The organism is Ancylobacter sp. Lp-2 (assembly GCF_020523795.1).
Taxonomy (GTDB): Bacteria; Pseudomonadota; Alphaproteobacteria; order Rhizobiales; family Xanthobacteraceae; genus Ancylobacter.
Genome location: NZ_JAJALI010000012.1, coordinates 1 through 26,215 on the forward strand (window position 1 = coordinate 1; position 26,215 = coordinate 26,215).

Annotated in this window: 22 protein-coding genes; 7 read left to right on the plus strand and 15 right to left on the minus strand. The window is 67.5% G+C overall.

Annotated features, from left to right (window positions below):
* The 10 genes from LGR54_RS22200 to cyoA all read right to left on the minus strand — a co-directional run.
* A partial coding sequence (locus LGR54_RS22200; RefSeq protein ID WP_230364143.1) for a protein-glutamate O-methyltransferase CheR occupies positions 1-1,017 on the minus strand: 1,017 nt, incomplete at its 3' end.
* Positions 1,014-1,478: a chemotaxis protein CheW gene (locus LGR54_RS22205; protein WP_230364144.1), complete on the minus strand. Its 465-nt coding sequence runs from the start codon at positions 1,476-1,478 to the stop codon at positions 1,014-1,016. The genes LGR54_RS22205 and LGR54_RS22200, both read right to left, overlap by 4 nt.
* Before the next feature lie 16 nt (positions 1,479-1,494).
* Positions 1,495-3,108, minus strand: coding sequence for a methyl-accepting chemotaxis protein (locus LGR54_RS22210; RefSeq protein ID WP_230364145.1), 1,614 nt, complete (start codon positions 3,106-3,108; stop codon positions 1,495-1,497).
* 117 nt (positions 3,109-3,225) lie between these two features.
* Positions 3,226-3,777 (minus strand): response regulator transcription factor, encoded by a 552-nt coding sequence (locus LGR54_RS22215; RefSeq protein WP_230364249.1) that lies wholly within the window; start codon positions 3,775-3,777, stop codon positions 3,226-3,228.
* Between the two features lie 30 nt (positions 3,778-3,807).
* Positions 3,808-5,079: an ATP-binding protein gene (locus tag LGR54_RS22220; RefSeq protein ID WP_230364146.1), complete on the minus strand. Its 1,272-nt coding sequence runs from the start codon at positions 5,077-5,079 to the stop codon at positions 3,808-3,810.
* Positions 5,076-5,756: an SURF1 family protein gene (locus LGR54_RS22225; RefSeq protein WP_230364147.1), complete on the minus strand. Its 681-nt coding sequence runs from the start codon at positions 5,754-5,756 to the stop codon at positions 5,076-5,078. The genes LGR54_RS22220 and LGR54_RS22225 overlap by 4 nt, the downstream gene beginning before the upstream one ends.
* A gap of 80 nt (positions 5,757-5,836) precedes the next feature.
* A complete protein-coding gene (gene cyoD, locus LGR54_RS22230; protein WP_230364148.1) occupies positions 5,837-6,220 on the minus strand; it encodes a cytochrome o ubiquinol oxidase subunit IV in 384 nt (127 codons plus the stop codon).
* A complete protein-coding gene (gene cyoC / locus LGR54_RS22235; protein ID WP_230364149.1) occupies positions 6,217-6,843 on the minus strand; it encodes a cytochrome o ubiquinol oxidase subunit III in 627 nt (208 codons plus the stop codon). The genes cyoD and cyoC overlap by 4 nt, the downstream gene beginning before the upstream one ends.
* Entirely contained in the window at positions 6,840-8,852 is a 2,013-nt protein-coding gene (gene cyoB / locus LGR54_RS22240) for a cytochrome o ubiquinol oxidase subunit I (RefSeq protein WP_230364150.1), read from the minus strand. The genes cyoC and cyoB overlap by 4 nt, the downstream gene beginning before the upstream one ends.
* A 9-nt stretch (positions 8,853-8,861) precedes the next feature.
* Positions 8,862-10,076, minus strand: a complete 1,215-nt coding sequence (gene cyoA, locus LGR54_RS22245) for a ubiquinol oxidase subunit II (protein ID WP_230364151.1) — start codon at positions 10,074-10,076, stop codon at positions 8,862-8,864.
* Positions 10,077-10,288: 212 nt separating this feature from the next.
* On the opposite strand from cyoA, the gene LGR54_RS22250 reads away from it, so the two are divergent.
* Positions 10,289-11,620: an MFS transporter gene (locus LGR54_RS22250; protein WP_230364152.1), complete on the plus strand. Its 1,332-nt coding sequence runs from the start codon at positions 10,289-10,291 to the stop codon at positions 11,618-11,620.
* Between the two features lie 79 nt (positions 11,621-11,699).
* On the opposite strand, the gene LGR54_RS22255 is transcribed toward LGR54_RS22250, so the two are convergent.
* The 3 genes from LGR54_RS22255 to LGR54_RS22265 all read right to left on the minus strand — a co-directional run bounded on the left by LGR54_RS22255 (position 11,700) and on the right by LGR54_RS22265 (position 16,031).
* Positions 11,700-12,629, minus strand: a complete 930-nt coding sequence (locus tag LGR54_RS22255) for a choline/ethanolamine kinase family protein (protein ID WP_230364153.1) — start codon at positions 12,627-12,629, stop codon at positions 11,700-11,702.
* Between the two features lie 69 nt (positions 12,630-12,698).
* Positions 12,699-15,149 (minus strand): FAD-dependent oxidoreductase, encoded by a 2,451-nt coding sequence (locus LGR54_RS22260; protein ID WP_230364154.1) that lies wholly within the window; start codon positions 15,147-15,149, stop codon positions 12,699-12,701.
* Between the two features lie 111 nt (positions 15,150-15,260).
* A complete protein-coding gene (locus LGR54_RS22265) occupies positions 15,261-16,031 on the minus strand; it encodes a DeoR/GlpR family DNA-binding transcription regulator (RefSeq protein WP_230364155.1) in 771 nt (256 codons plus the stop codon).
* A 343-nt stretch (positions 16,032-16,374) separates the two neighbouring features.
* On the opposite strand from LGR54_RS22265, the gene LGR54_RS22270 reads away from it, so the two are divergent.
* Positions 16,375-17,502, plus strand: a complete 1,128-nt coding sequence (locus tag LGR54_RS22270) for an aminomethyltransferase family protein (protein ID WP_230364156.1) — start codon at positions 16,375-16,377, stop codon at positions 17,500-17,502.
* A 113-nt stretch (positions 17,503-17,615) separates the two neighbouring features.
* On the opposite strand, the gene LGR54_RS22275 is transcribed toward LGR54_RS22270, so the two are convergent.
* Together LGR54_RS22275 and LGR54_RS22280 are read right to left on the minus strand one after the other, a co-directional pair.
* Positions 17,616-19,874, minus strand: a complete 2,259-nt coding sequence (locus LGR54_RS22275; protein ID WP_230364157.1) for a DUF1989 domain-containing protein — start codon at positions 19,872-19,874, stop codon at positions 17,616-17,618.
* A 27-nt stretch (positions 19,875-19,901) separates the two neighbouring features.
* Complete coding sequence (locus tag LGR54_RS22280; protein WP_230364158.1) at positions 19,902-21,260, minus strand: NAD(P)/FAD-dependent oxidoreductase; 1,359 nt, start codon at positions 21,258-21,260, stop codon at positions 19,902-19,904.
* A 406-nt stretch (positions 21,261-21,666) separates the two neighbouring features.
* Between LGR54_RS22280 and LGR54_RS22285 the strand changes: the two genes are divergently transcribed.
* From LGR54_RS22285 to LGR54_RS22305, 5 genes are all read left to right on the plus strand, one after another.
* On the plus strand, positions 21,667-22,287 hold the full coding sequence (locus LGR54_RS22285) for a dimethylamine monooxygenase subunit DmmA family protein (protein WP_230364159.1): 621 nt from the start codon (positions 21,667-21,669) through the stop codon (positions 22,285-22,287).
* Positions 22,284-23,234 (plus strand): PDR/VanB family oxidoreductase, encoded by a 951-nt coding sequence (locus LGR54_RS22290; protein ID WP_230364160.1) that lies wholly within the window; start codon positions 22,284-22,286, stop codon positions 23,232-23,234. Before LGR54_RS22285 ends, LGR54_RS22290 begins: the two co-directional genes overlap by 4 nt.
* 53 nt (positions 23,235-23,287) lie before the next feature.
* Complete coding sequence (locus tag LGR54_RS22295; protein ID WP_230364161.1) at positions 23,288-24,355, plus strand: DUF3445 domain-containing protein; 1,068 nt, start codon at positions 23,288-23,290, stop codon at positions 24,353-24,355.
* Positions 24,356-24,362: 7 nt separating this feature from the next.
* Positions 24,363-25,091, plus strand: coding sequence for an XRE family transcriptional regulator (locus tag LGR54_RS22300; RefSeq protein ID WP_230364162.1), 729 nt, complete (start codon positions 24,363-24,365; stop codon positions 25,089-25,091).
* 208 nt (positions 25,092-25,299) lie between these two features.
* On the plus strand, positions 25,300-26,205 hold the full coding sequence (locus LGR54_RS22305; protein WP_230364250.1) for an ABC transporter substrate-binding protein: 906 nt from the start codon (positions 25,300-25,302) through the stop codon (positions 26,203-26,205).
* Positions 26,206-26,215: the final 10 nt, after the last annotated feature.

Genomic DNA, 26,215 nt, shown 5'->3' on the forward strand with positions numbered 1-26,215 from the left:
GCCGAGCCCGCCGCCCTCGAAGGGCGGCGCGAGGAGGCGGCGGGGTCCGATGGAACTCCGGTGGAGTGGCTCATGGCGTTTCCGGAATTCGGCGACCGAGTGCGGCACCCCCGCCGGACGCGGCGCGCGCAGACGCGGCACCAGCGCCGGCCGGACCGGCGGCACCCGCGCCGGCGTGGCGCCGGCCGGCGGGCGGACCGGCTTCGACCCGCCCCCGGAGGCGACCGACCGGGCGAAGGCGAACGCCATCGGGATGCGGAGCGAGGAAAACCCCCGCAATGGCGGCAGGCCGCCCTCGCCCGAGCCGACCACCAGCACCCCGTGCGGGGCCAGCAGGCGGTGCAGCCGGTCGAGCGCCCGCTCCTGGGTGTCGCGGTCGAAATAGATCAGCAGGTTGCGGCAGAACACCACGTCATAGGGCTCGACATCGAGCGCCACCGGGTCCAGCAGATTGCCGTGCCGGAAGCGCACCTGGCGGCGGATCTCCGCATGCGGCCGGTAGCCGCCCTCCATCGCGTTGAAATGCCGGGCGCGAAAATCGACGTCGCTGCCCCGGAACGAGTTGCGGCCGTAGAGGGCATGGGCGGCGGCGGCGAGATTGCGGGTGGAGATGTCGACGGCGTCGACGGCGAAGTCCGAAGCGCCGAGGCCGGCGTCGAACAGCGCCATCGCCAGCGAATAGGGCTCCTCGCCGGTCGAGCAGGGCAGGCTGAGCAGGCGCAACGCCCGGCCGATCGCCGCCCCGCCCGGCGCCCGCATCTCCAGCACCCGCCCGGTCATGGCCGAGAACGCCTTGGGATCGCGGAAGAACCACGTCTCCGGCACGATGACGGCGTTGATGAGTTCCTGCAGCTCCTGCGACGTCGCGGTCAGGCGGCGCCAATAGGTGGCCGGATCGGTGACGGCGCAGGCGGCCATGCGCTGCTTCAGCGCGAAGTTCAGCCCGGAGACGCCGACCGTCCCGGCATCTAGGCCGATGCGCTCGTGCAGCAATTGCTCGACATCGTCGAGGATCATGCGTCCGCTCCGGCCGGGCGGAACAGGATGGCGCGGATCTCCTCGCTGAGTAGCGCGGGCGCGCGCACCCACTGGACGAAGCCGTCGGCATCGGCGGCAACCGGGCCGAGCCAGGCCGGCGTGCCCGCCTCGACGCCGGTGGCGGTGAACGCCCCAGGGTCGCGCTGGATGGTGTCGATCACCCGCTCGGCGCACAGAGCGAGCCGATGCTCCCCCTCGCCGGGCGCGGGGTAGCGCACCAGGATGATGCGGGTGCTCATCACCAGCGCCGAGGGCTGGCCGGTCGCCAGCGCGCTGAGGTCGATCAGCGGCACCGGCTCGCCGCGATAATTGATCACCCCGACCACGCCGGGCGGCGCGCCGGGCAGCGCCTTGGCCGCCATCAGCGGCAGCACCTGCTCGATCTGCTCGACGTCGAGGACGTAGCGATCCTTGCCGATGCGAAACATCAGGAACAGCATCGTGCCTTCCCCGCCGTCATGCCCGGAGCTTGAACCGCGAGATCGAGTTGCGCAATCCCGAGGAAACCTGGTTGAGCTCGTCGATGGCCAGCGTCGACTGGTGCAGCGATTCCACCGTCTGCTGCGCCGCCTCGCTGAGCTGGGACAATGCCTCGCTGATCTGCTCGGCGCCGGTGGCCTGCGCCTGCATGCCCTCGTTGACGTCCTCGAAGCGCGGCACCAGCCCCTGCACCTGGCCGATGATCTGCGACAGCTGGCCGCCGACCTCCTGCACCTCCGTCATGCCGCGCCGGACCTCCTCGGAGAACTTGTCCATGCCCATCACGCCGGCGGCGACCGCCGACTGGATGTCCTTGACCATCTGCTCGATGTCGGAGGTGGAGGTCGCGGTCTGGTCGGCGAGGCGGCGGATCTCGGTGGCGACCACCGCGAAGCCGCGCCCGTACTGGCCGGCCTTCTCCGCCTCGATGGCGGCGTTGAGCGACAGGAGGTTGGTCTGGTCGGCCACCTTGGTGATGGTGGTGACCATCTGGTTGATGTTGCCGGCCTTCTCCGACAGCACCGCCAGCTTGGCGTTGATGTTGCCGGCCGCCTCCATCACGTGGCGCATGGTCGCCTCCATGCGGGCGAGGCCGGCCTGGCCGCCGCCGGCCAGCGTCGCGGTCTGCTCGGCGACGCCCGATACCTCGCCCATGGTGCGCACCAGCTCGTTGGAGGTGGCGGAAATCTCCTTGGCGGTGGCGCCGATCTCGGTGGTGGTGGCGGCGATCTCGCCGGCGGTCGCCTGCTGCTCCTTGGAGGTGGCGGCGATCTCGGTGATCGAGGTGTTGACCTGGATGCCGGACTTCTGCACCTGCCCGATCAGGGTGGTGAGCTCGTCGGCCATGCCGTTGAAGCCGTCCGACACGGTGCCGAACTCGTCGCGGCGCGCGAGCTCCAGCCGCTCGGAAAAATCGCCGGTGCGCATCAGCCCGACCAGCGCCAGCAGCTTGCCGAGCGGGCCGATGACGGCGCGGTACAGGAAATAGCCGGACAGCACCGACAACAGCACCGCGACGACGAAGCCGATGGCCAGCCCGAACTCGGCGTTGCGCACGATGCTGACGATCGCCGCGGTCGATTCGTTCGCCTCCTGCTGGTTGAAGGCCACCGTGTCTTCCAGCGCCTGCTGGACCTGGGTGAGCAGCGGCACCAGATCGCGGGCGATGGTGGCACGCAACTCGCCGTCGGTCTGGCCGAGCGCGGTCTCCTGTACACGGTCGTAGCGCTGGATCGCGTCGCGGAAGGTCGCGAAGTTGCGGCGGTCCTGATCGGTGTCGAGCGTCTGCTCATAGGCCGACAGCAGCGTATTGGCGGTGTCGCGGTTCGCCTTGATGCGATCGAGCACCTGCTTGCGGCCTTCCGGGGTGTCCTCCAGCGCCAGCGCGCGCAGCAGGCTCTGCGCCCGGGTCCAGGCGGTCATCAGCCGGAGGCTGGAGGACAGCGCCGGCACGGTGCTGGTCTCGACCTTGAGCGCCTCGCTCTCCGCCTGGAGGAACCAGTAATAGCAGGAGCCCGCCATGGCCGAGAGCACCAGGAGAATCGCGAGGAAGCTCGCGAGGATCCGCTGGCGGATGGTCAGGTTCTTCATCGTCAGGCTCCCCCACAGGCCCCACCCGTGCAGCGCCACGGGTCGGCAGTCAGGTTAGCCTAACGACAATTTGTTTCCACGGAGTTGAACCGCCTCGATGCCGCGCGCGCCGAAACGTCACGGCAGCGGCTTCTTCTCCAGCTTGCGGGCCAGCGTGCGCCGGTGCAGGCCGAGCCGCCGCGCGGTCTCGGAAATGTTGAAGTCGGTATCGACCAGCGTCTCGTGAATGGTTTCCCATTCCAGCGTCTTCAGCGAGGTCGGCCGCGCCGCCACCGCAATGGAGCTGTCGCCGTCGGCCCGGGCGAAGGCGGCCTCGATGTCGTCGGTGTTGGCCGGCTTGGCGAGATAGTGGCAGGCGCCGAGCTTGATCGCCTCCACCGCCGTGGCGATCGAGGCGAAGCCGGTGAGCACCACGATCTTCATCGCCGGATCGCGGGCGTGCAGCATCTTCACGCATTCGAGGCCGGAACCGCCGGCCAGCTTCAAATCCACCACCGCATAGCCCGGCAAGCCACCGTCGAGCGCCGGCTCGACGCCGTCGAGGCTGTGGCTGACGCGCACCTCGTAGCCCCGCCGCTCGAAGGAGCGGGTGAGCGCGCGGGCGAAGGAGGCGTCGTCCTCGACGATCAGCAGGTGCTTGTCGGGATGGGGCGCATCGTCGCCCGGCATGCCCGGTTGCGAGGAAAGGTCGGTCATCTGTCAGGCCTCCGCCGAGAGGGCTTCGAGCGGCAGGGTCAGCGTGACGCAGGCGCCTTGCGCCTCGTTCACCGCCTCCACATGTCCACCCAGCTTGCGCACGACATTGACCACCAGGAACAGGCCGAGGCCGCCGCCCGGCCGCCCCTTGGTGGAATTGTAGGGTGTTCCAAGGGCCGCGAGCATCTCCTTGGTAAAGCCTGGACCGCGGTCGCGCACCTCCAGCACGATCACATCGGCGTGTCGGCGCACGGACACCCCGACCCAATCCGGCGAGGCCTCCACCGCATTGTCGAGCAAGTTGAAGACGATCTGCTTGAGCGCGACGTCGGAGATGATCTCCTCGTCCTCGTCCAGGTCGCGCCGGTAGTCGAACGCGCGCGGCGAGCGCCCCGCCTGCCACTCGCTCATCATGCCGTCGAAGAAGGCCGCCGCCGTGGTGCGCAGCGTCCCCTCGCCCCGCGCCTCGCCCGACGACATCAGGATGCCGGAGACGATCGCCTTGCAGCGATCGAGCTGGCGCTGCATCTCGGCGATGTCCTCGGCGAGGTCCGGCCGGTCGCGCAGCAGCTGCATGCGCCGCCAGTCGCTGAGGATCACCGAGACGGTGGCGAGCGGGGTGCCGAGCTCATGCGCCGCGCCGGAGGCCAGAAGGCCCATCCGCACGATGTGGTCCTCCTCCGCCTGCTGGCGGTGCAGGCTGGCGAGGCGGGCGTCGCTGTCCCGCAGATTGCGGCCGATGCGGGAGATGAACGCCACCAGCAGCAGCGCCGCCAGCACGAAGCAGATAAAGGTGCCGCCGATATGCAGGGTGAACAGGTCGCCATGCAGTTCCTCCGACAAGGGCAGCGGCCGGAACTTGCGCATCAGCAGCACGAAGCCACTCGACACCACCCCCGCCAGTACCCAGGCCGACCAGCTCGGCAGCAGCACCGCGCCGAGCGCCACCTGCAGCAGATAGAGCGAGACGAAGGGATTGGAGGCGCCGCCGGCGAGATAGAGCTGCATGGTCAGCGCCGCCGCGTCCAGCAACAGCTCCAGCAAAAGCTCGGTATCGGAGATCGTGGTCCGCCGCTCGTGATAGACCAGCGTGGCGAGATTGAGCGCCACCAGGCAGGCGAGCACCATCCCCATTTCCTGCAGCGGCAGGTCAATGCCGAGGCCGAAGTTGACGATGAGGATGGTGACGACCTGCCCGGCGACCGCCAGCCAGCGCAGCTGGGTCAGCAGGAACAGGTTCTCGCGATTGGCGGTGCCGCGCTCGGCCGTGCTCACGGCGCCGGTGTCCCGCGCGTCCTCGCCGGGCGGCGCCACAGGAACACCGCCGCCGCCACGCACATGCCGGCGAGCGCGAACCAGGTGAGCGCATAGACGAGGTGGTTGTTGGCGAAGCGCACCACGGTGAGCCCGCCGACCGGCGCGCCGCCGGGCACCGGCGTCGCATCGGCATCGACGAAATAGGGCGCCACCACCACCAGACGGTCGAGCCCGCGCGCGGCGGCGATGGCGGCGACGTCGCGCGAGTACCAGCGGTCGCCGCCGGGATCGTTGTGGCGCAGGAAGCCGCCGCCCGGCTCGGTGAGGCGGAGCAGGCCGACGACGCTCGCCGGTCCCTCGATCAGCCCGGCGGCGCGGCTGGCCGGGTCGCGCCGCTCGGGGGGAACGAAGCCGCGATTGACCAGCACGGTGAGGCCGGCATCGGTCGCCAGCGGGGTGAGCACCCAGAAGCCGCCGCCGAGCTCGGTCACGGCCTGTACCAGCGTCTCGCGGTCGTTGAGGAAATGGCCGTCGAGCCGCACCCGGCGATATTCGTCGGCGGGGGAGAAGGCCTCCGGCGCCGGCGCGGCGACCGGCGCGGCATTGAGGCGCGCCTCCACCCGCTCGATCAGGTCCAGCTTCCAGGAGAGGCGCTTCACCTGCCAGACGCCGAGGGCGGCGAACAGGCCGGCCATAACGCAACAGGCGAGAAGGAGGGCGACCCTCTTTCCCGCCTGCCGCCTACCCAGTTCGTCCGCCCGGAGGGGCGGTCGGCTCATAGCATCTGCCTCATGTCGTGGCTGGGCATCATGTTGGTGTTGAGGTGGTACATGACCCAGAACGAGCCGGCCAGCGCGATGCCCACCACGATGAGGGTGAACACCAGGGCCAGCATGTTCCAGCCGCCTTCCGACTTAAAGTTCATGTGCAGGAAGTAGATCATGTGCACCACGATCTGCACCACCGCGAAGGCCATGACGATGGCGGCGGTCCAGGTCGGGTTGCCGATCTTGCCGCTCATCACCAGCCAGAACGGCACGGCGGTGAGGATGACCGACAGGATGAAGCCGGTCATGTAGCCGCTCATCGAGCCATGGGCCACGCCGAGCTCGTGATGGACGTCGTGCCCGTGGGCGTCGTTGTGGGCGTTCGCGCTCATCGCAGCATCCCCAGGAGATAGACGAAGGTGAACACGCCGATCCACACCACGTCGAGGAAGTGCCAGAACATCGACAGGCACATCAGCCGGCGCTTGTTGGCGGTGACCAGCCCGCGCTTCTGCACCTGCACCAGCAGCGTCACCAGCCAGATGATGCCGAAGGTGACGTGCAGGCCGTGGGTACCGACCAGGGTGAAGAAGGCGGAGAGGAAGGCGCTGCGCTGCGGGCCGGCGCCCTCGGCGATCATGTGATGGAACTCGTAGAGCTCGATCGACAGGAAGGCGAGGCCGAACAGGGCGGTGATCACCAGCCAGACCTGCGTCGCCTTCACCCGCTCCTTGTCCATCGCCAGCATGGCGAAGCCATAGGTGATGGAGGAGAGCAGCAGCATCGTGGTGTTGAGCGCCACGAGGTTGAGGTCGAACAGGTCGCGCGGCCCCGGCCCGGCGGCGTAGTTGCCGCCGAGCACGCCGAACGTGGCAAACAGGATCGCGAAGATGAGACAGTCGCTCATCAGGTAGATCCAGAAGCCCAGCGCGGTGCTGTGGCCTTCGGGATGCGGGTGCTCGTCGACTTCGTAGAAGACGGGCGCCTCGCTCGTGGCGGTCACGGTCGTGCTCATGCGTTCACCTGCGCGGCGAGGAGGCGGGTACGCTCCTCCTCGGTGCGGACGACGTCCTCCGCGGGGATGTCGAAGTCGCGGTTGTAGTTGAAGGTGTGATGGATCGCGACCGCCAGCAGCGCCACGAAGCTCACCGCCGCCAGCCACCAGATGTACCAGATCAGCGCAAAGCCGAGCACGAAGCTGATCCCCGCGAGAATCGGACCGGTACCGGAGTTCTTCGGCATGTGGATCGGCTTGAAGCCCGACAGCGGACGGACATAGCCGCGTTGCTTCATGTCCCACCACGCATCGGAGTCGTGGACGACGGGGGTGAAGGCGAAGTTGTAGTCCGGCGGCGGCGAGGAGGTCGCCCATTCCAGCGTGCGGGCGTTCCACGGATCGCCGGTGGTGTCCCGCAGCTTGTCGCGCCTCAGGATGCTTACGCCGATCTGGATGATGAACGAGCCGATGCCGCAGGCGATGAGCACCGCGCCGAAGGCCGCGATGATGAACCAGATGTGCAGCGAGGGATCGTCGAAGACGCGCAGGCGGCGGGTGACGCCCATCAGGCCGAGCACGTAGAGCGGCATGAAGGCGAAGAAGAAGCCGACCACCCAGAACCAGAACGACATCTTGCCCCAGAACGGATCCAGCTTGAAGCCGAACGCCTTGGGCCACCAGAAGGCGATGCCGGCGAACACGCCGAACACCACGCCGCCGATGATCACATTGTGGAAGTGCGCGATCAGGAACAGCGAGTTGTGCAGCACGAAGTCGGCGGGCGGCACCGCGAGCATGACGCCGGTCATGCCGCCGATCACGAAGATCAGCATGAACGCCACCGTGTACATCATCGGCAGCTCGAACCGGATGCGGCCGCGATACATGGTGAACAGCCAGTTGAACATCTTCGCGCCCGTCGGGATCGAGATGATCATGGTCGTGATCCCGAAGAACGAGTTCACGCTGGCGCCGGAGCCCATGGTGAAGAAGTGGTGCAGCCAGACGAGGTACGACAGGATGGTGATGACCACCGTGGCGTAGACCATCGAGGTGTAGCCGAACAGCTTCTTGCCGGAGAAGGTCGAGGTGACTTCGGAGAAGATGCCGAAGGCCGGCAGGATGAGGATGTAGACCTCCGGGTGACCCCAGATCCAGATCAGGTTCACGTACATCATCGGGTTGCCGCCGAGATCGTTCGTGAAGAAGTTGGTGCCGATGTAGCGATCGGCGGTCAGCAGCGCCAGCGTGGCGGTCAGGATCGGGAAGGAGGCGACGATCAGCACGTTGGTGCAGAGCGATGTCCAGGTGAAGATCGGCATCTTCATCATGTCCATGCCGGGGGCACGCATCTTCACGATCGTACAGATGAGGTTGATGCCCGACAGCGTGGTTCCCACGCCGGCGATCTGCAACGCCCATATGTAATAGTCGACGCCGACATAGGGGCTGTAGGCGATGCCCGACAGCGGCGGATAGGCGAGCCAGCCGGTCTGTGCGAACTCGCCGACGAACAGCGACGTCATGACCAGCGCCGCGCCCGACACCGTCATCCAGAACGAGAAATTGTTCAGGAAGGGGAAGGACACGTCACGGGCGCCGATCTGCAGCGGCACGACATAGTTCATCAGCCCGGTCACGAACGGCATGGCCGCGAAGAAGATCATAATCACGCCGTGGGCGGAGAAGACCTGATCGTAGTGATGGGCGGGCAGGTAGCCCTCGGATCCGCCGAAGGCCAGCGCCTGCTGCAGGCGCATCATGATGGCGTCGGCGAAGCCGCGCAGGAACATGATGAGGCCGAGCACCATGTACATGATGCCGATCTTCTTGTGGTCCACCGAGGTGAACCACTCGCGCCACAGATAGCCCCACAGGCGGAAATAGGTGAGCGCGCCCAGCACCGCGGCGCCGCCGATGGCGACGCCGATGAAGGTCATCACCAGGATCGGCTCGTGATAGGGGATCGCCTCGAGATTGAAGCGCCCGAAGAAGAAGTTCGGTACGACGATGGGAGATTCTGTCATGGCAGGCCGTCAGCTGTTGGAAGGCCGGCGCGGACCGATATCGGCCTCGCTCGTCGGCAGAAGGGGCGACGTGAAGGCGGGCAGCAGCGCCGGGGAGAAGCCGGGGATCGGCAGCCCGGCGCCGGAGACCGGCGCGCTGTCGGCGCGGCGGGACGCCGCCGCGGGGGTGTCCGCCGCCGACAGGGTGAGCGCGGTGGCGAGTTCCTCCGGCGTGCAGATGCCGACGACATAGGACGGGGCGCCGCCGATCACCGTGCCACGACGCGCATGCTTGTCGTGCAGCAGCGGCAGCAGGCTGGCGGTGGCGCTCTCGAGGCCGGCGCCGCCCTTGGCGTCGATGGCCATCATGTCCTTCATGCACATCTTGCCGGGCTCGACGCACAGATTGAGGATGGCGTCGAACAGGGTGGGATCGACCTCGTTGAAGAAGGTCGCCGGCACCGCCTCGCTGGGCTTCTCAAGCTCCAGATAAGCCTGGCGGGTGAGCGATTCCGTGCTGCCCTTGGCCTCGCGGACCCAGGCGCCGAACTCCGAATCCGACATCGCCCGGAAGGCGAAGAACATCTTGGAGAAGCCGGCGCCACTGTAATTGGCCGAGAAGCCGCGCGACTCGACGCGCTGGTTGGCCACCGCGTGCAGCTGGGTCTTCATCGCCGGCATGGCGTAGATCATGCCCGCCAGCGTCGGCACGTAGAAGGCGTTCATCACCGTGGAGGAGGTGATCTGGAAATGGATCGGCCGGTCGACCGGCACCGCCAGCTCGTTGACGGTGGCGATGCCCTGCTCGGGATAGATGAACAGCCACTTCCAATCGAGCGCGACCACGTTCACCACCAGCGGCTTGTCCTCGGCGGCGACCACGGTGCGTGAGCCGATGCGGTCCAGCGGCCGGTAGGGATCGAGCAGATGCGTGCCCATCCAGGTCATCGCGCCGAGGCAGATGATGATGAGCAGCGGCGCCGCCCAGATCACCAGTTCCAGCTGGGTGGAATGGTGCCACTCCGGCTCGTAGCGCGCCTCGGTGTTCGCCTGGCGATATTTCCAGGCGAAAAAGGCGGTCAGCGCCATCACCGGAATGATGATGAGCAGCATGAGGAGGACCGAAACCACCAGGAGGTCGCGCTGTTGCGCTGCGATATCACCGGTGGGAGCCAGCACCTCGAACTTGCAGCCACCAAGGGCGGCCAGCAGCGGGAGCAGGGCGAGGAGTCGGAGGCGGCGCAATGGGAAACCTGCTATGGTTCTTGCCAGACTGGCGTTGCCAAACGCCGAACGGGTAGCTGCGGTGCAGCAAAGGAGCTATTGGACAATTTGTCCAATGCCGGCTTGCTGCATCGCACGCAATAACGACGGCGTGTGCTCCGGCAAGCCTCGCGGCTCTGCCTTGCGCCTATGATACTATAATCCTTGTCCTGTTCTGAATCTGAGTGAGAACGATGGCGCTTCCCACGTCGACCCTTGAACGCGACGCGCGGCAAATCCACGCCGACAGCCACCGGGACGGCGAGGTCGATCCCGGGGAAATCGCGGTCGGCGTGGTCATCGGCCGCGCCTCGGAATTCTTCGACTTCTTCGTCTACGCCATCGCCTCGGTGGTGGTGTTCCCGAAGCTGATCTTCCCGTTCGTCGATCCGCTGACCGGCACGCTCTACTCCTTCGCCATCTTCGCGCTCGCCTTCATCGCCCGCCCGTTCGGCACCGCGCTGTTCATGGCGGTCGACCGCCGCTACGGGCGCAGCGCCAAGCTGACCGTCGCGCTGTTCCTATTGGGCACCTCGACCGTGGCCATCGCCTTCCTGCCCAGCTACGAGACGCTCGGCACGCTGGTGATCTGGCTGCTCGCCGCCTTCCGCATCGGCCAGGGCCTGGCCTGGGGCGGCACCTGGGACGGCCTCGCCCCGCTGCTCGCCATCAACGCGCCGGAGCAGCGCCGCGGCTTCTACGCCGCGCTGCCGCAGCTCGGCGCGCCCATCGGCCTCGTGGTCGCCAGCGCGCTGTTCGCCTATTTCCTCGGCAACCTCTCGGCCGAGGACTTCTTCAGCTGGGGCTGGCGCTACCCGTTCTTCGTCGCCTTCGCCATCAACGTGGTGGCGCTGTTCGCCCGCCTGCGCATGGCGGTGACGCCCGACTATGTCGAGCTGTTCAAGCGCGGCGACCTGCAGCCGGCCCGCGTCACCGACACGCTGCGCGCCGAGGGCAAGGGCATCCTGGTCGGCGCCTTCGCGCCGCTCGCCACCTTCGCCCTGTTCCACATGGTGACGGTGTTCCCGCTCTCCTGGGTGTTCCTGTTCACCAAGGAAGGCCCGACCCACTTCCTGATCATCGAGGCCATCGCCGCCATTTGCGGCCTGGTCGCGGTGTTCGTCTCCGGCATGATCGCCGACCGCATCGGCCGGCGTAACCTGCTCGGCGGCTCGGCGGCGGCGATCGCGGTGTTCTCCGGCTTCGCGCCGCAGCTGCTAAGCGGCGGCTTCGTCGGCGAATCGATCTTCATGATCCTCGCCTTCATCCTGCTCGGCATCTCGTTCGGCCAGTCCTCCGGCGTCGTCGCCTCCAACTTCGCGCCGAAGTACCGCTACACCGCCTCGGCGCTGACCAACGACTTCGCCTGGCTGTTCGGCGCCGGCTTCGCCCCGCTCGCGGCGCTCCTGCTCGCCTCGAATTTCGGCCTGCTCGCCGCCGGCGCCTATCTCTTGTCCGGCGCGATCTGCACCCTGCTGGCGCTGCGCTTCAACAAGCGCATCGAAATGGCCACCTCGGGCGACTGACCGGGGCTTCGGCCGAAAGGCCGACGACCGGGACACGACATCATGGCCGGCCGCGATCCGTCGCGGCCGGCCTTTTCGTTCAGCCGCCCGCCATCGCGTCGAGCTCGGCGACGGCGGCGGCGAGGCGGGACAGGTTCTCGGCGGTATAGGCGCGATAGTCGAACGCGATCGCCGAGTGCTGCTCCGACACCATGCTCCACAGCGCCTCGCGCAGCAGCGAGGCCACCAGCATCGCCTGCAGCCTGAGGCGCAGCGCGTCGTCCGGCGCGCGGTCGTAATAGATCTCCAGCATCGTCTCGCGCTGGGCGGCGTCGAAGCCATTGTTGGAGGCGAGGCCGCCGAGGTCGAACAGCGGCGTGTTGAAGCCACCATAGTCCCAGTCGATCAGCCACAGCCGCCTTCCGTCGTCGATGAAATTGGCCGGCAGCAGGTCGTTATGGCCGAAGACGATCTCGCTCGGCCCGACCAGCGCCTCCACCCGCTCGGCCAGCGCGGCATAGGCCGGCAGCTCGGCGGCGAGCCGGTGGCCGCCGTCGCGCAGCACGTGCAGATAGGAGCGCAGCACGTGGAAGGTCCAGAAGGCCAGCGCCGGGCCGCGCAGCTGCCGCGTCACCTCGACATGCGCCCGCCGCACCAGCTCGACCACGCGCGGCAGGTTGTCCCGCACATCCGCCTCGCCATAGGTGCGCCCGTCGATGAAATCGATGACGAACAGGCCGGGCTCGCTGTGGCGCAGCGCCGGCGAGATGCCGGCCGCCTCCGCCGCCCGCGCCGCAGTGAGCTCGTTGAAGCGCATGATATTGTGCAAGGGGATGTCGTCGCCGAGCCGCACCACATATTTCCGCCCGGCATCCTCCACCACGAAATTGGTGTTGGTGATGCCACCGTCGAGCGGGCGCGGATCGACGGCGCCCTGCCAGAAGGCGAGCGCGCGGATCCGGTCGGCGGCGGAAGGCGGGATGGGCGCGGAAGACGGAGTCGGGGCAGACGGAGTCGGAGCAGACGACATGGCACGGCCTCTCGGTCCGGTGAACGCTCGGCAATCCCCGCGCCCGCAGGCAACGGGCATGCCGGATCGTCAGGCGAAGATCCGCTCATTGCCGGGATCGTAGAGCGGGCCGAGATGGATCGTCGCCGGCACGCGCTGCATCGCGACCTCCAGCTCATAGGAGCCGCCGAGCAGGAAGGCGTCGTCGAGCCCGCCCTCGGCGCGGCGCACATAGCCGTAGCCGATCGGCAGGCCCAGCGTGTGACCGAAGCCGGCGGAGGACAGCCAGCCCATGCGCTCACCGTCGCGGTAGATGGTCTCGCGGCCCAGCAGCACGATGTCGGGATCGGCGACGGTGAAGCCGGCGAGGCGCTTCTTCAAGGGGCGGTTCGCCTGCGCCTCCAGCACCTCGCGGCCGATGAAGGGCAGCGGCGCGCCAAGCTTCACCGCCCAGCCGAGCCCGGCCTCGAACGGCGTGTGGTCCGGCCCGACATCCGAACCCGACGCCCAATAGGCCTTCTCCAGCCGCAGCGTCTCCAGCGCGCGATAGCCGACATTGGCGATGGCGAATGCCGCCCCCGCCGCCATCAGCGCATCATAGACGGTGACGGCGAACTCGGTCGGCAAATGCAGTTCGTAGCCGAGCTCGCCGGCATAGGTGAGCCGCAGTGCCCGCACCGGCGCGCCGGCAAGCCGGATGTCGCGCAGGCGGGCATAGGGGAAGGCCGCGTTGGAGACGTCGTCGCGGGTGAGCTTGCCCAGCAGCGCCCGCGCCTGCGGCCCGATCAGCGTGAGCACCGCATAGGCCGAGGTGATGTCGATCAGATGGGCGTCGAGGCCCGCCGGGAGATGGCGGCGGATCCAGTCGAAATCATGGGTGGCCGCGCCGGTGCCGGAGACGATGTAATAGGAGGTCGGCGAAAGCCGGGCGACCGTCACGTCGCACTCGATGCCGCCGCGCAGGTTCAGCATCGGCGCGTAGGTGACGCTGCCCACCGGCCCGGCGACATCCGCTGCGCTGACCGCCGACAGCGCCGCCTCGGCATCGCGGCCGATCAGCAGGAACTTGGCGAAGGAGCTCTGGTCGATGAGGCCGAGCCCGGTGCGCGCCGTCTGGTGCTCGCGCGCCACCGCGCCGGTCCAGTTGGGCCGCCCGAACGTGTAGCGGTCGCGCGCCTCCTCGCCTTGCGCGGCGAACCAGTTCGGCCGCTCCCAGCCGAGCTTCTCGCCGAACACCGCCCCCTGCGCCTTCAGCCGGTCATAGAGCGGCGAGCGGCGCAGCGGCCGGCCGCTCGCATGCTCCTCATGCGGCCAGGCGATGGTGTAGTGCTTGCCATAGGCCTCCAGCGTGCGCGCCCGCACCCAGGCGACGTCCTGGTGATTGCGGCCGAAGCGGAGGATATCGACCGGCGCCAGATCGTAGGGCGGGTGGCCGTCGCCGGCGATCCATTCCGCCAGCGCCTTGCCCGCGCCGCCGCCCGAGGCGATGCCGAAGGCGTTGAAGCCGGCGCCGACATAGAAGCCGGTCAGCTCCGGCGCCTGGCCGAGAATGAAGTTGCCGTCCGGGGTGAAGCTCTCCGGCCCGTTGATCAACTCCTTGACGCCGGCGGTCTGGAGCGCCGGCACCCGGCCGAGCGCCAGCTCCATGATCGGCTCGAAATGGTCGAAATTCGATGGCAGCAGCTGGAAATTGAAGCCGTCGGGAATGCCCTCCTCCGCCCAGGGGATCGGGTTGGGCTCGTAGCCGCCCATGACGAGGCCGCCGACCTCTTCCTTGTAGTAGGTCAGCCGGTCGGGATCGCGCAGCGTCGGCAGGTCCGGGGTCACGCCGTCGATGCGCTCGGTGATCATGTACTGGTGCTGCACCGAGACCAGCGGCACGTTCACCCCCGCCATGGCGCCGACCTCGCGCGCCCATTGCCCGGCGCAGTTCACCACGATCTCGCAGGCGATCGGGCCGCGCGAGGTCTCCACGCTGGTGACGCGGCCGTTCTCGATCCTGAAGCCGGTGACCAGCGTGTCCTCGAAGATCGAGACGCCGTTCATCCGCGCGCCCTTGGCGAGCGAGGCGGTGATGTCGGAGGGGCTGGCCTGGCCGTCGGTCGGCAGGAAGGCGGCGCCGACCAGATCGGAGACGTCCATCAGCGGCCACAGGCGCTGCGCCTCGCTCGGGGTCAGCAATTGCATGTCGAGGCCGAAGGAGCGCGCGGTGGTGGCCTGGCGCTTCACCTCGGTCCAGCGCTCGGCGTTGCAGGCGAGGCGCAGGCCGCCATTCATCTTCCAGCCGGTGGCGAGGCCGGTCTCTTCCTCCAGCGTGCGGTAGAGCTTGACCGATTCACCGAGCAGCTGGGTGATGCCGGCATTGGAGCGCAGCTGGCCGACGAGCCCGGCGGCGTGGAAGGTCGAGCCGGAGGTGAGCTTGTGCTTCTCGATCAGCACCGTGTCGCGCAGGCCGAGCTTGCCGAGATGATAGGCGGTGGAGGTACCGATGATGCCGCCGCCGATGATGACGATCCGGGCCTGGGTCGGAAAGGCGGACATGCGCGGCTCCTGGCAAGGGGGCGTGACGAGGCGTGAGGGGCTTTTCCCGAGCGTCGGCCACGCCCGGCCGGCATGTCAACGACATTCCACGATAAGCAACATTTTTCGTGGCTATTTGTGCCTCTGCGAGGGATAGATCATCCGTACCTCGGCCGCCGCGCACTGGGCGGAGAAGGCGGCGGGCGGTGGGCCGTCGCTCACCACCGCGTCGACCGCCGCCAGCGGGCACACCTTCACCGACGCCTCGCGGCCGAATTTCGAGCGGTCGGCGATGACCCAGGTCTGCTCGGCCTGCTGCATGGCGGCGCGGGAGAACTCCGCCTCGAACAAATGGAAGTCGGCGAGCTCGCCGGCGCCGGTGATCGCTCCCACCGAGAGCAGCGCGTAGCGGACCTTGAACTGGCTGATGAAGGCGATGGCGGAAGCGCCGAACGCCGCCGCGTCCTCGCCGCCCAGTTCGCCGCCGGCCATGAACACCCGGTTGCCGTTGCGCGAGGCGAGGCGATAGGCGATCTGCGCCGAATGGGTGACGATGGTCAGCCGCGAGCGGCTGGCCAGCGCGTCGGCGACATAGGCCGAGGTGGTGCCGTTGTCGAGGAACAGGCTATCGCCGTCCTCGACGAGGTCACGCACCAGCGTCGCGATGGTCCATTTGGCGTCCTTGTTCACCTGCATGCGGCGCTGGAACGGCGGTTCCTCGGCATGATCCGGCACCATGATGCCGCCGTGGAAACGCAACAGCGCCCCCTCCTCGATCAACGGCTGGACGTTACGCCGGATCGTCTCCGTCGACACGGCGAGGCGGGCGGCGAGCTCGGTGATCGAGCAGGAGCCGCTGGCGCGCACCGCCTGAAGAATGTCGCTGCGGCGCTTGATCGACATGGGGACCCTCCTGCCAGCCGTGTCCGGCAGGGACACGCCAAGTATACGCATTTCCACACAATGCCACATAATCGCGCCGGAATGTGAAGCAGCGAGGCTTCGTGCCGACGGAAATCCACGCCCGACGACGGCGGGACCGGGGCGCCTCGCCGCGCGGGTTCTTCATGGCGAGAAAACCTGTTTCCTTGAGAGAAATTTCATTGACAGCGACCGGCACGGGTGCAAGCATCCTCATGTTGAGTGCCCGCCGCGTGGCAGAGAAGCGCCGCGTCGCCGCCTGATCATTCCAGTGCCAATTCAGTCTTTCCGACGCAGACCTCGCATGACGAAGGTTTCCTAAGACATGAACGCTGCATTTCCTCGTAATTCCATTCTGAACGAACGGCATATCGCGCTCGGAACCAAGTTCGAGTCCTCGTGGAACGGCATGCCGCTGCCGCAATTCTATGCAACCGATCCTTATGACGAGGTCGCGACGGTGCGCTCGCGCGCCGGGCTGATCGACGTCTCCTCGCTCAACCTGGTCAATGTGACCGGGCCGGACGCCGTCGCGCTGCTCGACGCGGTGCTCACCTCCGACATCGGCAAGATGAAGCCGGGCCAGTCGGCGATCAGCAACATCGTCGACGACGGCGGCTCGCTGATCGACGACGTGCTGGTCTATCGCAACGGCACCGACGATTTCCGCCTGTCGCACGGCTCCGGCAAGCTGGAGGACGTGCTGGCCGCCTTCGCGGGCGGGCGCGACGTCAGCGTCGCCAATGACGGCGACACCCATGTGCTGTCGCTGCAGGGGCCGCTGGCGCTGGACATCCTGACGCCGCACGCCTCCATCGACCTGTCGACGCTGAAATATTTCGAGCACGCGCCGGCCGAGCTGTTCGGCCGCAAGGTGACGCTGGCGCGCGGCGGCTATTCCGCCGAGCGCGGCTACGAGGTGTTTTCCACCGCCGCCGACACCGTGTTCCTGTGGGACGCCATCCTCGAGGCCGGCAAGCCGTTCGGCGCCATGCCAGTGTCGTGGCAGAGCCTCGACATCGTGCGCGTCGAGGGCGCGCTGCTGTTCTTCCCCTATGACATGCCGAAGGGCGACGAGACGCCGTGGGAAGTCGGCGCCGACTGGACGGTTGACCTCGACAAGCCGGCCTTCCGCGGCAAGGAAGCGCTGATCCGCCGCAAAAGCGAGGCGCGCGTGGTCCAGCGCGGCATGGAGATCGACCATCACGAGCAGATCGAGCCCGGCGCCCGGCTGATCAAGGACGGCGTCGACGTCGGTTCGCTCAACTCGTCGATCTACAGCCGGCACCTGATGCGCTCCATCGCGCTGGTGCATGTGCGGCCGGATCTCGGTGCCTTCGGTACCGAGTTCGAGGTGGTCGGCCCACAGGGCACGTTTACCGGCCGTCTGGTCAAGACACCGTTCTACGATCCGCTGCGGCTGCGCACCCATCCGCTGGAGGAGCGGGGCTGAGGCCCCTCCCCTGCCCGGCGCCAACGACGACAACGAAAACGGCCGGAGCTTCCCGCTCCGGCCGTTTCCTTTCAGGCGTCCCGATCCTCAGGCGCTCTTCTCAGGCGCTCTTCTCAGGCGCGGACCCGGCTCTTGGTCGGATCGTAATGCGGGAAGGCGACCTTGGTGGCCGCGATGCGCTTGACGTGGCCGTCGAGCTTGCCGATCTCCACCCCGGCTCCCGGCGCCGCCATGCTCACATCCAGCCGCGCCAGCGCGATGATGCCGCCGAGCGTCGGCGAGCGAGTAGCGCTGGTGACGACACCGATCTGCGCCCGGCCATGATAGACCGCGTCGCCATGGTGCACCGGCTCGTTGCCCTCGGTGGTGAGCCCGACCAGCTGGCGGGCCGGATGGGCACGGCGGCGGGCCAGCGCCTCCTTGCCGACGAAGTCGTCCTGCTTGCTCTCCGGCACGGTGAAGCCGATGCCGGCCTCGAACGGATCGGTCTGGTCGCAGAATTCGTAGCCGGCAAAGGCAAGGCCGGCCTCGATGCGCAGCATGTCGAGCGCCAGCAGGCCGAGCGGCTGCAGACCCTGCGGCGCGCCGGCCGCCATCACCGCGTCCCACAGCTCCGGCGCCCGGTCCGGGTGGCACCAGATCTCGAAGCCGAGCTCGCCGGTATAGCCGGTGCGCGACACCATCACCGGGATGTCACCCACCTTGCCGATGGTGAAGCGGAACCATTTCAGCTCATCGGCGCTCGGCTGGTGCGCCGGCGTCGTCAGGATCGCGCGCAATATGTCGCGCGATTTCGGCCCCTGCAGCGCGAGATTGGCGAGTTGGTCGGTGGAGGACTTCACGAAGGCATGCAGCCCGTGCTTTGCCGCCAGTTCGCGCAGCCAGACGCCGCAATAATCGTCGCCGCAGACCAGGCGGAAATTGTTCTCGCCGAGGCGGAACACCGTGCCGTCGTCGAGCATGCCGCCATGCTCGTAGCACAGCGCGGTATAGACCACCTGGCCGACCGCAAGCTTGCGGATGTCGCGGGTGACGGCGAGCTGGGTCAGCTTCTCGGCGTCGGGGCCGAGGATCTCGAACTTGCGCAGCGCCGAGAGATCCATCACCACCGCCCGCTCGCGGCAGGCCCAATATTCCTCGATCGGCCCGGCGGCGGAGAAGCAGTCCGGCAGCCAGAAGCCCTTGTACTCGACGAATTTGCGGGTCAGCGCCGCGGTGCGGGCGTGAAAGCCGGTCTCGCGCGTCAACCGCGGGGCGGAATCGGGCGTCATGCGGTGGGCGATCCCTCTGGAGAAGCTATTGGCGCTGTCATAGACGCGCACATGGATGTCGGTCGGGTGCCAGGCATTGGAGGCGTCGATATCATCAGCGCAGGAAGAAGAGGCGCAGACGAGGTCGGTCAGCGCCCGCAGCAGCACATAGTCGCCCGGCCGCGACCACGGCTCGTCCATGCCGATGCGATCGCCCGGCGCGACGAAGGTGTTGTAGAAGAAATTCACCGCCGGCCAGCCCATCTTCGGCTCGATGCCGAACGGCGCCAGCGCCCGGTTGAAATTGTCCGTGCAGTTGTCGTGGCCGGGATAGCCCATGTCGTCGTAATATTTGGCGTTGCAGGCCAGCATGAAGGTGTCGTGCCGGCCGACCGTGTCGCGGATCACCTCGACCAGCGCGGTCTGGTCCTCGTCGAAATATTTCGAGTGCAGGCCGGGGCCGGGGCTGGCCGAGCCCATCAGCGTGCGGGTGGTCGTCGGATCGAGCCCCTTTTCGCGCCCAGCCTTCAGCTTGGCCGCGTCGAAGGCGAGGAAGTCCGAGCATTGCTGGCCGTCGACATCGATGATCTGGATGTAGTCGCCGGCCTTCACCTCATAGGCGCTGGCGCTGGCCGCGCGGATACGCAGATCGAGCTTGGGCTCAGCGAGCGGCGGCGGCACCGTGCCGGCGGAGGGTGAGCCCGGCACGATCTCGACGATCAGTTCGGTCGGCGCGTCCTGGGCGCCGGGCTCCATCGGCCCGCCCGGCGCGACCAGCACGCAGCGCAGGTGAGAAGGAGCGGTGAAGCTCGCACCAGCCCCCGGCGCCTGTCCCGGAGCGAACAGCGCGACGCCGGTGACGTCCGCGCCGAGGAAGGCCCGCGCCGCTTCCGGCACCGGCCCGTCGGCCGGCGGCGCCCCGGCGAAGAGCTCGGCCGCCCCCTCCGGCAGGCCGGCGACGAACAGGATCGCCGGCTGGTCGCCTTCGGGATCGAGCACATGCGCGCGGTCGCCCGGCCTCAGCTCGAACGAGACCCAGGCGCCGCCGGGCGCCACATGGCGCAGCCGCGCGGGATTGAGGCGCCGCGCTCCCGGCGCGCCGGCACCGATCTGGATGTTCATGGCACCTCTCCCTGATCGGGCGGGCGGCTACTCGGCCGCCACCGCCGGCGGATTGATGAAGGCCTCGAAGGAATCGTCCAGCGCCTCGATCCACTTGGTGTGGTGCGGCGGCGCCTTGTTGCCGGTCATGATCGAGACATAGGAATTGTCGCGATAGCCCATGATGTCGTGTTCCTTGTCATGTTCCCAGACCTTGAACAGCGCGGCGGCGGCGTCGAGGTCGAACATCGGGTAGTCGGTGGCCGGGATCAGCTCCTTCATGTAGTCGGTCTGGAAATCGATGGCGTCGAAGGCGGTCTCGATCTTCGCCTCGGCCTCCAGCCATCTGGCGATGTCGGCGGCGACTTCTTCCGCCGCCGGCAGCGCGATACGGCCCATGATGACGTCGCGCACGTACCAGGCCTGCGCGTCGAACATGTTGAACGTGTAGTACTGATCCTGCATGCCGAGGTAGAACAGCTTCGGATTACTCTGCCACACCACGCCCTTGTAGAGGTCGGGCGGGTTCATGCGGTTATGGCTCTTCAGCCGGAGATCGTCGGGCAGGAACGGGAAGTGGTGCAGGTAGCCGGTGCACAGGATCACCGCGTCGACCTCCGCCGTGGTGCCGTCGATGAAATGCGCGGTGCGCTCCTCCAGCTTCTCCAGCAGCGGCTTCTCGGCGAAGCAGCTCGGCCAGGCGAAATTGGAGCGGCGGGTACGGTAGCTGAAGGTGATCGACTTGGCGCCGTATTTATAGCACTGGCTGGCGATATCCTCCGCCGAATAGGATGAGCCGACCACCAAGAGGTCCTTGCCGACGAATTCGTCGGCGGCGCGGAAGTCATGCGCGTGCATCACCCGGCCGGGAAACATCTCGATGCCGGGAAAATACGGCACGTTCGGCGTCGAGAAATGGCCGCAGGCGACCACGACATAGTCGAAGACCTCCGAATAAGTCTCGCCCTTGACGAGATCCTTCACCGAGACGGTGAACTGTCCGGTCTCCTCGGAATAATCGACCCACTTCACCGGCGAACTGAAGCGCACATTGGCGCGCAGCCCGGCCTTCTCCACCCGGCCCATAATGTAGTCGTGCAGCACCGCACGCGGCGGATAGGAGGGGATCGGCCGGCCGAAATGCTCCTCGAAGCTGTAGTCAGAGAATTCGAGGCATTCCTTCGGGCCGTTCGACCACAGATAGCGGTACATCGAGCCGTGCACCGGCTCGCCATACTGGTCGAGACCGGTACGCCATGTGTAGTTCCAGAGGCCGCCCCAGTCCGACTGCTTCTCGAAGCAGACGAATTCCGGGATCTCGGCTCCCTTCTGCTGCGCCGACTGGAAGGCGCGAAGCATGGCCATGCCCGAGGGGCCGGCACCGATGATGGCGACGCGGATGCTCATGTGCGTGTTCCCGTGGTCCTGATGGCGTGGTCTTGTTGGCAAGGTCTGGACGGTGAGGTCTTGACGACAAGGTCTGGTCGGCAGGGACTGATGGAAGGCGGCTTCATTGGCCCCGTGACCGGGAGGCGTGCGTTTTTGCCTTGTGTGAAAGCCTCGGCGATATTTCTTGTTTGTCAAGATAGTTTCCCTGAGAGAATTTAAGGCAGATGATTGCCGCGGTGATTGCCGATTGAGCGGGCTCGCTCAAATAATGCGCAACGCGGGTTCTTGACGGCAAAAGTTTCCTGCTAAACACTTCAGTTTATCGCAAGGAAACATCGGACCAGACATATCGGACCTCTCCCGACCCGACTTCCGATCTTTCCGCGAGCAGTCTTCCTGCCAACCGTCTCCCCGGAGACCGCCCATGCTCGTCTCGGACATCAAGAGCCGTCCCGTCTATGAGCGCCTCGGCGTGGATGCGAGCGGCCGCCGCCATCTGGTGGTCAGCGACGCGCCGCGCCCGCTCGCCGAGGTGATCGACGGCGCGGATGCTGCCGACACCCCGCTCGGCTATTGGGTGGTCGCCGCCACCAGCGCCGTCGACGCCCGGCCGCAGGCGGAGCCGGCGCCGAGTAATGCCACGCCTGGCAATGCCGCTCCGGTGGAGCGGCGTGCCTTCCGCGCCGTGCCGCATCTGCTCGACCGGCTGTCGCACCGCCTGGCGCAGGAAACCGTCGGCTTCCGGCTCTATGCGGTGGGCGAGGAAGGCTTCGTCTGGAATGTGGCGAAGCTGGCGCGAGAAGCCGGGCTGGAGGCCGCCGAGTGCCGCACCGCCCATGCCGGCTCGTTGCGCCGCCGGGTGTTCTGCGTCCATTGCAAGACCATCACCGAGGACGTCACCACCAGCCTCGCCGCCTGCGACGGCTGCGGCGCCCATCTGGTGGTGCGCGATCATTTCTCCCGCCACCTCGCCGCCTTCATGGGCGTGCAGGCCGATGCCGAGGCGCCGGGCGAACTGCCCCCGGTCGAGGAGCTGTTTCCATGACCGCCCTCACCGTCCCGCTGCGCGTCGCCGCCACTGTCCCGCTGTCGCCGACGCTGAAGGCCTTCACCTTCGTGCCGGCCGATGGCGGGCTGGCACCGCCCTCCGGGCCCGGCGCGCATCTGCGGCTGCACCTGCGCAGCGGCGGCAAGCTGCTGAGGAACGCCTATTCGCTGGTCTCCAACCCCGAGGACCGCAGCCATCTTTCCATCATCGTGCGCCGCGTCGCGGCCTCGAAGGGCGGCTCCGCCTTGCTACATGAGGAGGTGGCGGAAGGCGACGTGATCGAGGCCGGCCTGCCGGCCAATCTCTTTCCGCTGGTGCGCACCGCCCGCAAGCATCTGATGGTGTCCGGCGGCATCGGGCTGACGCCGTTCCTCGCCTACATCGCCGCCTTCGAGGCGGCGGGCACGCCGTGGGAGCTGCACCATTTCTGCCGCCCGGACGAGCGGGCTGTGTTCGAGGCGCTGCTGGCGCGGCTGCCGGCCTCACGCGTGCACATCCATTGCGACATGGCGCTCGGCGCGCTGGAAGACGCCCTGCTCCGCCAGCCGCTCGGCACGCATTTCTACACCTGCGGCCCCGCCGTGCTGATGGAGGCCGGCCTCGCTCTGGCGCAGGCGCTCGGCTGGCCGAAGGTGCGGCTGCATTCGGAATCCTTCGGCGGCCCGGCCGAAGGCGGCGCGCCCTTCATCGCCGTGCTGCGCCGCTCCGGCATCGAGGTGGCGGTCGGCGCCGAGACCAGCCTGCTCGCCGCCATGGAGGCCGCCGGCGTCGACGCCCCCTGCCTGTGTCGCGGCGGCGCCTGCGGCCAGTGCCTCATCGAGGTGGCCGAGGGCGAGCCCGAGCATCGCGACCATTTCCTCGACGAGGCGGAGCGCGCCTCCAATCGCCTGATCATGACCTGCGTGTCGCGGTCCCGCACCCCGCGCCTCGTGCTCGAACTGTGACCCGAGACCCCGCCTTCCCGCCTACGCGATTTCCTGCCGGACGGAGCGACGCCGTGACCATCCAGTTCAAGCCGGACGAGACCTTCCGCGACGAGTTCAGCTACTCGAACTCCGATGCCGCGGTGCTGCGCTTCCCGTTCCCGTTCCCGGAAGACGCCTACATGTACTCGGTGAACATCGAGCCACATGTGCGCGGTGGCGCGAGCCCGGCTTTCGACAACCCCTTCGACGTCGACGAGCACTATGTCGCCGAGTGCCGCGAGCGGGCGAAGGTGCTGGAGCAGGACCCCAGCCGCTGCAAGGTGCTGCCGCACATGATGGCGGCGGAGTGGGACACGCTGGAGCTCATCATGGAGAGCTTCGCGACGTCCTATCCCGAGCATTTTACCCTGACGCGTGACGGCACGAACTGGACCTGGGAAAACCGCCCGCTCGGCATCCGCGACAGCTTCACCTTCGGCGACGCTTCCACCCTGCCGCTGCCGCCCTTCGAATACATCACCCGGCAGGCACAGGGCGACTTCACCCTGCAGGACCAGCGCGAGGACAATCTGTTCGTCGACGGCGGCATGGTGACGACGCAGGCCGACTGGTCGCTCGATTTCGACGTCGGCATGACCTTCCACCAATGGCACGGCCCGGTGCCGCTCGCCCACCAGAAGGGCGTGTTCGACCGGGCGCTGAAATTCCTGCTGCGCCTGCAATATGGCGCCCCGGTGCGGCGGCTGAACTGGACCATGACGGTCAATCCGCGGCTCGACACCTCGCCGGAGAACTACCCGCAATGGGGGCCGGACCGCCTGACGCTGACCCCGGAGAATATCGGCCGCAAGCTGCATCTGCGCGTCGAGTTGCAGTCGCTGTTCCGCCTGCCGCGCTCCAACGCCATCCTGTTCGGCATACGCTGCTATCTGTGCAGTATCGAGGACCTCGTCCGCGTCGAGGTCTGGGGCAAGCGGCTGCACCGCGTGCTGCGCGACCTGCATCCCGAGATCGCCGACTACAAGGGCACCACCCGCTACCGCGACATGGCGGTGGCCTATCTCGCGCCGTTCGACGACGGCGCGGAACTGCCGGCCGGCACCGCGCCACGGCAGTCCGCGCTGGCGCAAAGGTCCTGAGGCCGGCATGCGAAGGCCGCTGCGCACGCTGACCCAGCCCCTGCCGGAACGCCCCATGGACGGCGCCGATCTCGCGCTCGCCGAGCCGCCGGCGCCGCCCCCCACTCCGGCCGCGCCCCCGGCGGAAGAGGCGGTGGTCACCGGCTCCAACGCGCCGCGCGCGGCCAGCCTCACCGTCGAGCAGGCGATCGGCGCGCAGATCAAGCAGCAGCGCAAGAAGCTCGACATCACCAGCGCCGAGCTCGCCGCCACCGCGAAGATCTCGCCCGGCATGATCTCGAAGATCGAGAACGGCCAGATCTCCTCTTCGCTGGCGACGCTCACCGCGCTGGCCGGCGCGCTCAACGTGCCGATCGCCTCCTTGTTTGCCGGCTATGACGACCGCCGCGACTGCTCCTTTGTCAAGGCCGGCCAGGGCGTGGTCATCGAGCGGCGCGGCACCAAGTCCGGCCACATCTACGAGTTGCTCGGCCATTCGCTCGGCACCGACGTGACGATCGAGCCGTTCCTGATCACCCTGACCGACGACGCCGCGCCCTATTCCGCCTTCCGCCATGCCGGGGTGGAGCTGATCTACATGCTCACCGGCTGCGTCGGCTACCGCCACGGCGACAAGGTCTACCGGCTGGAGCCCGGCGACACGCTGTTCTTCGACGCCGCCGCCCAGCACGGGCCGGAGGAGCTCATTTCCGTGCCCCTGACCTACCTGTCGATCATCGTCTACCCGAAGGAATGACCGCGCCACGGCGCGGCCTTGCCCGGACGTCGACGGTAAGGCAGGGCCGTTTATTGGCCTGCAACTTGCCTATGAAGAAAAAGATGTTCCTGAAAGGACATTTCGAGACGACGCGTTGCCTTCAAAAAATCCATCCCGAGGGAAAGATCAGATGCGCGTTCACCATCTCACCACCGCTTTCGCCAAAGGTGTGGCCATATGCGGCCTCATGGGCGGCCTCATGGGTCTCCTGCCCCTCGCCGCCCCGGCCCAGGCGCAGGAATCCAAGGACCCGATCATCATCGCCCTGCACGACTGGACCGGGCAGCACATCACCGCCCACATCACCGGCGAGTTGCTGAAGGCTAAGGGCTACAAGGTCGACTACGTTACCATCGACTATCTCACCGGCCTCACCGCCATGGAGAATGGCGACGTCACCTTCATGCCGGAGTTGTGGGCGACCACCGCCGGCGACGCGATGAAGGCCTCGGACGCCACCGGCAAGACCGAGAATCTCGGCCCGCTCGGCCCGGCCGCCAAGGAGGAGTGGTGGTACCCCTCCTACATGAAGGAGAAGTGCCCCGGTCTGCCGGACTGGAAGGCGCTCCTGAAATGCGGCGAGGCGTTCTCCGCGCCGGAGACCGCGCCGAAGGGCCGCTATCTCGGCATGGAAGCCACCTGGGGCGGACACGATCCCGAGCGCATCGAGGCGCTGGGCCTGCCCTTCGTCGCGGTGGACGCCGGCACCGAAGCGGCGATGTTCGCCGAGCTGAAGTCCGCCTATGAGCGCAAGGCGCCGATCATGCTGTGGGTCTACTCGCCCCACTGGGTGCCCTCGGTGTTCCAGGGCGAGTGGGTGCAGTTCCCCGAATATGACGCGGCCTGCTACACCGACCCGAAATGGGGCACCAACCCCGACAAGGCCTATGATTGCGGCAAGCCGCATGGCGAGATCTTCAAATACACCTCGGCCGAGACCAAGAAGAAGTGGCCCGGCGCCTATGAGGTGATGAAGAAGCTCAAGGTCGACGGCCCCGAGCTCAACCTGATGGTCAAGGAGGTCGACGTCGACGGCAAGCCGCTCGACGAGGTGGTCGCCGCCTATGTGGTCAAGCACAAGGGCGCCTACTGATCCCGGCCTC

Bases quoted from the DNA above. Each gene is read 5' to 3' on its own strand.
- LGR54_RS22265 (WP_230364155.1), bottom strand. From the start codon at position 16,031: ATGTCGATCAAGCGCCGCAGCGACATTCTTCAGGCGGTGCGCGCCAGC.
- LGR54_RS22300 (WP_230364162.1), top strand. From the start codon at position 24,363: ATGCGAAGGCCGCTGCGCACGCTGACCCAGCCCCTGCCGGAACGCCCC.
- LGR54_RS22275 (WP_230364157.1), bottom strand. From the start codon at position 19,874: ATGAACATCCAGATCGGTGCCGGCGCGCCGGGAGCGCGGCGCCTCAAT.
- LGR54_RS22285 (WP_230364159.1), top strand. From the start codon at position 21,667: ATGCTCGTCTCGGACATCAAGAGCCGTCCCGTCTATGAGCGCCTCGGC.
- cyoB (WP_230364150.1), bottom strand. From the start codon at position 8,852: ATGACAGAATCTCCCATCGTCGTACCGAACTTCTTCTTCGGGCGCTTC.
- LGR54_RS22305 (WP_230364250.1), top strand. From the start codon at position 25,300: ATGGGCGGCCTCATGGGTCTCCTGCCCCTCGCCGCCCCGGCCCAGGCG.
- LGR54_RS22290 (WP_230364160.1), top strand. From the start codon at position 22,284: ATGACCGCCCTCACCGTCCCGCTGCGCGTCGCCGCCACTGTCCCGCTG.
- LGR54_RS22205 (WP_230364144.1), bottom strand. From the start codon at position 1,478: ATGCTGTTCCTGATGTTTCGCATCGGCAAGGATCGCTACGTCCTCGAC.
- LGR54_RS22255 (WP_230364153.1), bottom strand. From the start codon at position 12,629: ATGTCGTCTGCTCCGACTCCGTCTGCCCCGACTCCGTCTTCCGCGCCC.
- LGR54_RS22280 (WP_230364158.1), bottom strand. From the start codon at position 21,260: ATGAGCATCCGCGTCGCCATCATCGGTGCCGGCCCCTCGGGCATGGCC.
- LGR54_RS22250 (WP_230364152.1), top strand. From the start codon at position 10,289: ATGGCGCTTCCCACGTCGACCCTTGAACGCGACGCGCGGCAAATCCAC.
- LGR54_RS22225 (WP_230364147.1), bottom strand. From the start codon at position 5,756: ATGGCCGGCCTGTTCGCCGCCCTCGGCGTCTGGCAGGTGAAGCGCCTC.
- cyoD (WP_230364148.1), bottom strand. From the start codon at position 6,220: ATGAGCGCGAACGCCCACAACGACGCCCACGGGCACGACGTCCATCAC.
- cyoC (WP_230364149.1), bottom strand. From the start codon at position 6,843: ATGAGCACGACCGTGACCGCCACGAGCGAGGCGCCCGTCTTCTACGAA.
- LGR54_RS22210 (WP_230364145.1), bottom strand. From the start codon at position 3,108: ATGAAGAACCTGACCATCCGCCAGCGGATCCTCGCGAGCTTCCTCGCG.
- LGR54_RS22260 (WP_230364154.1), bottom strand. From the start codon at position 15,149: ATGTCCGCCTTTCCGACCCAGGCCCGGATCGTCATCATCGGCGGCGGC.
- LGR54_RS22215 (WP_230364249.1), bottom strand. From the start codon at position 3,777: ATGCCGGGCGACGATGCGCCCCATCCCGACAAGCACCTGCTGATCGTC.
- LGR54_RS22270 (WP_230364156.1), top strand. From the start codon at position 16,375: ATGAACGCTGCATTTCCTCGTAATTCCATTCTGAACGAACGGCATATC.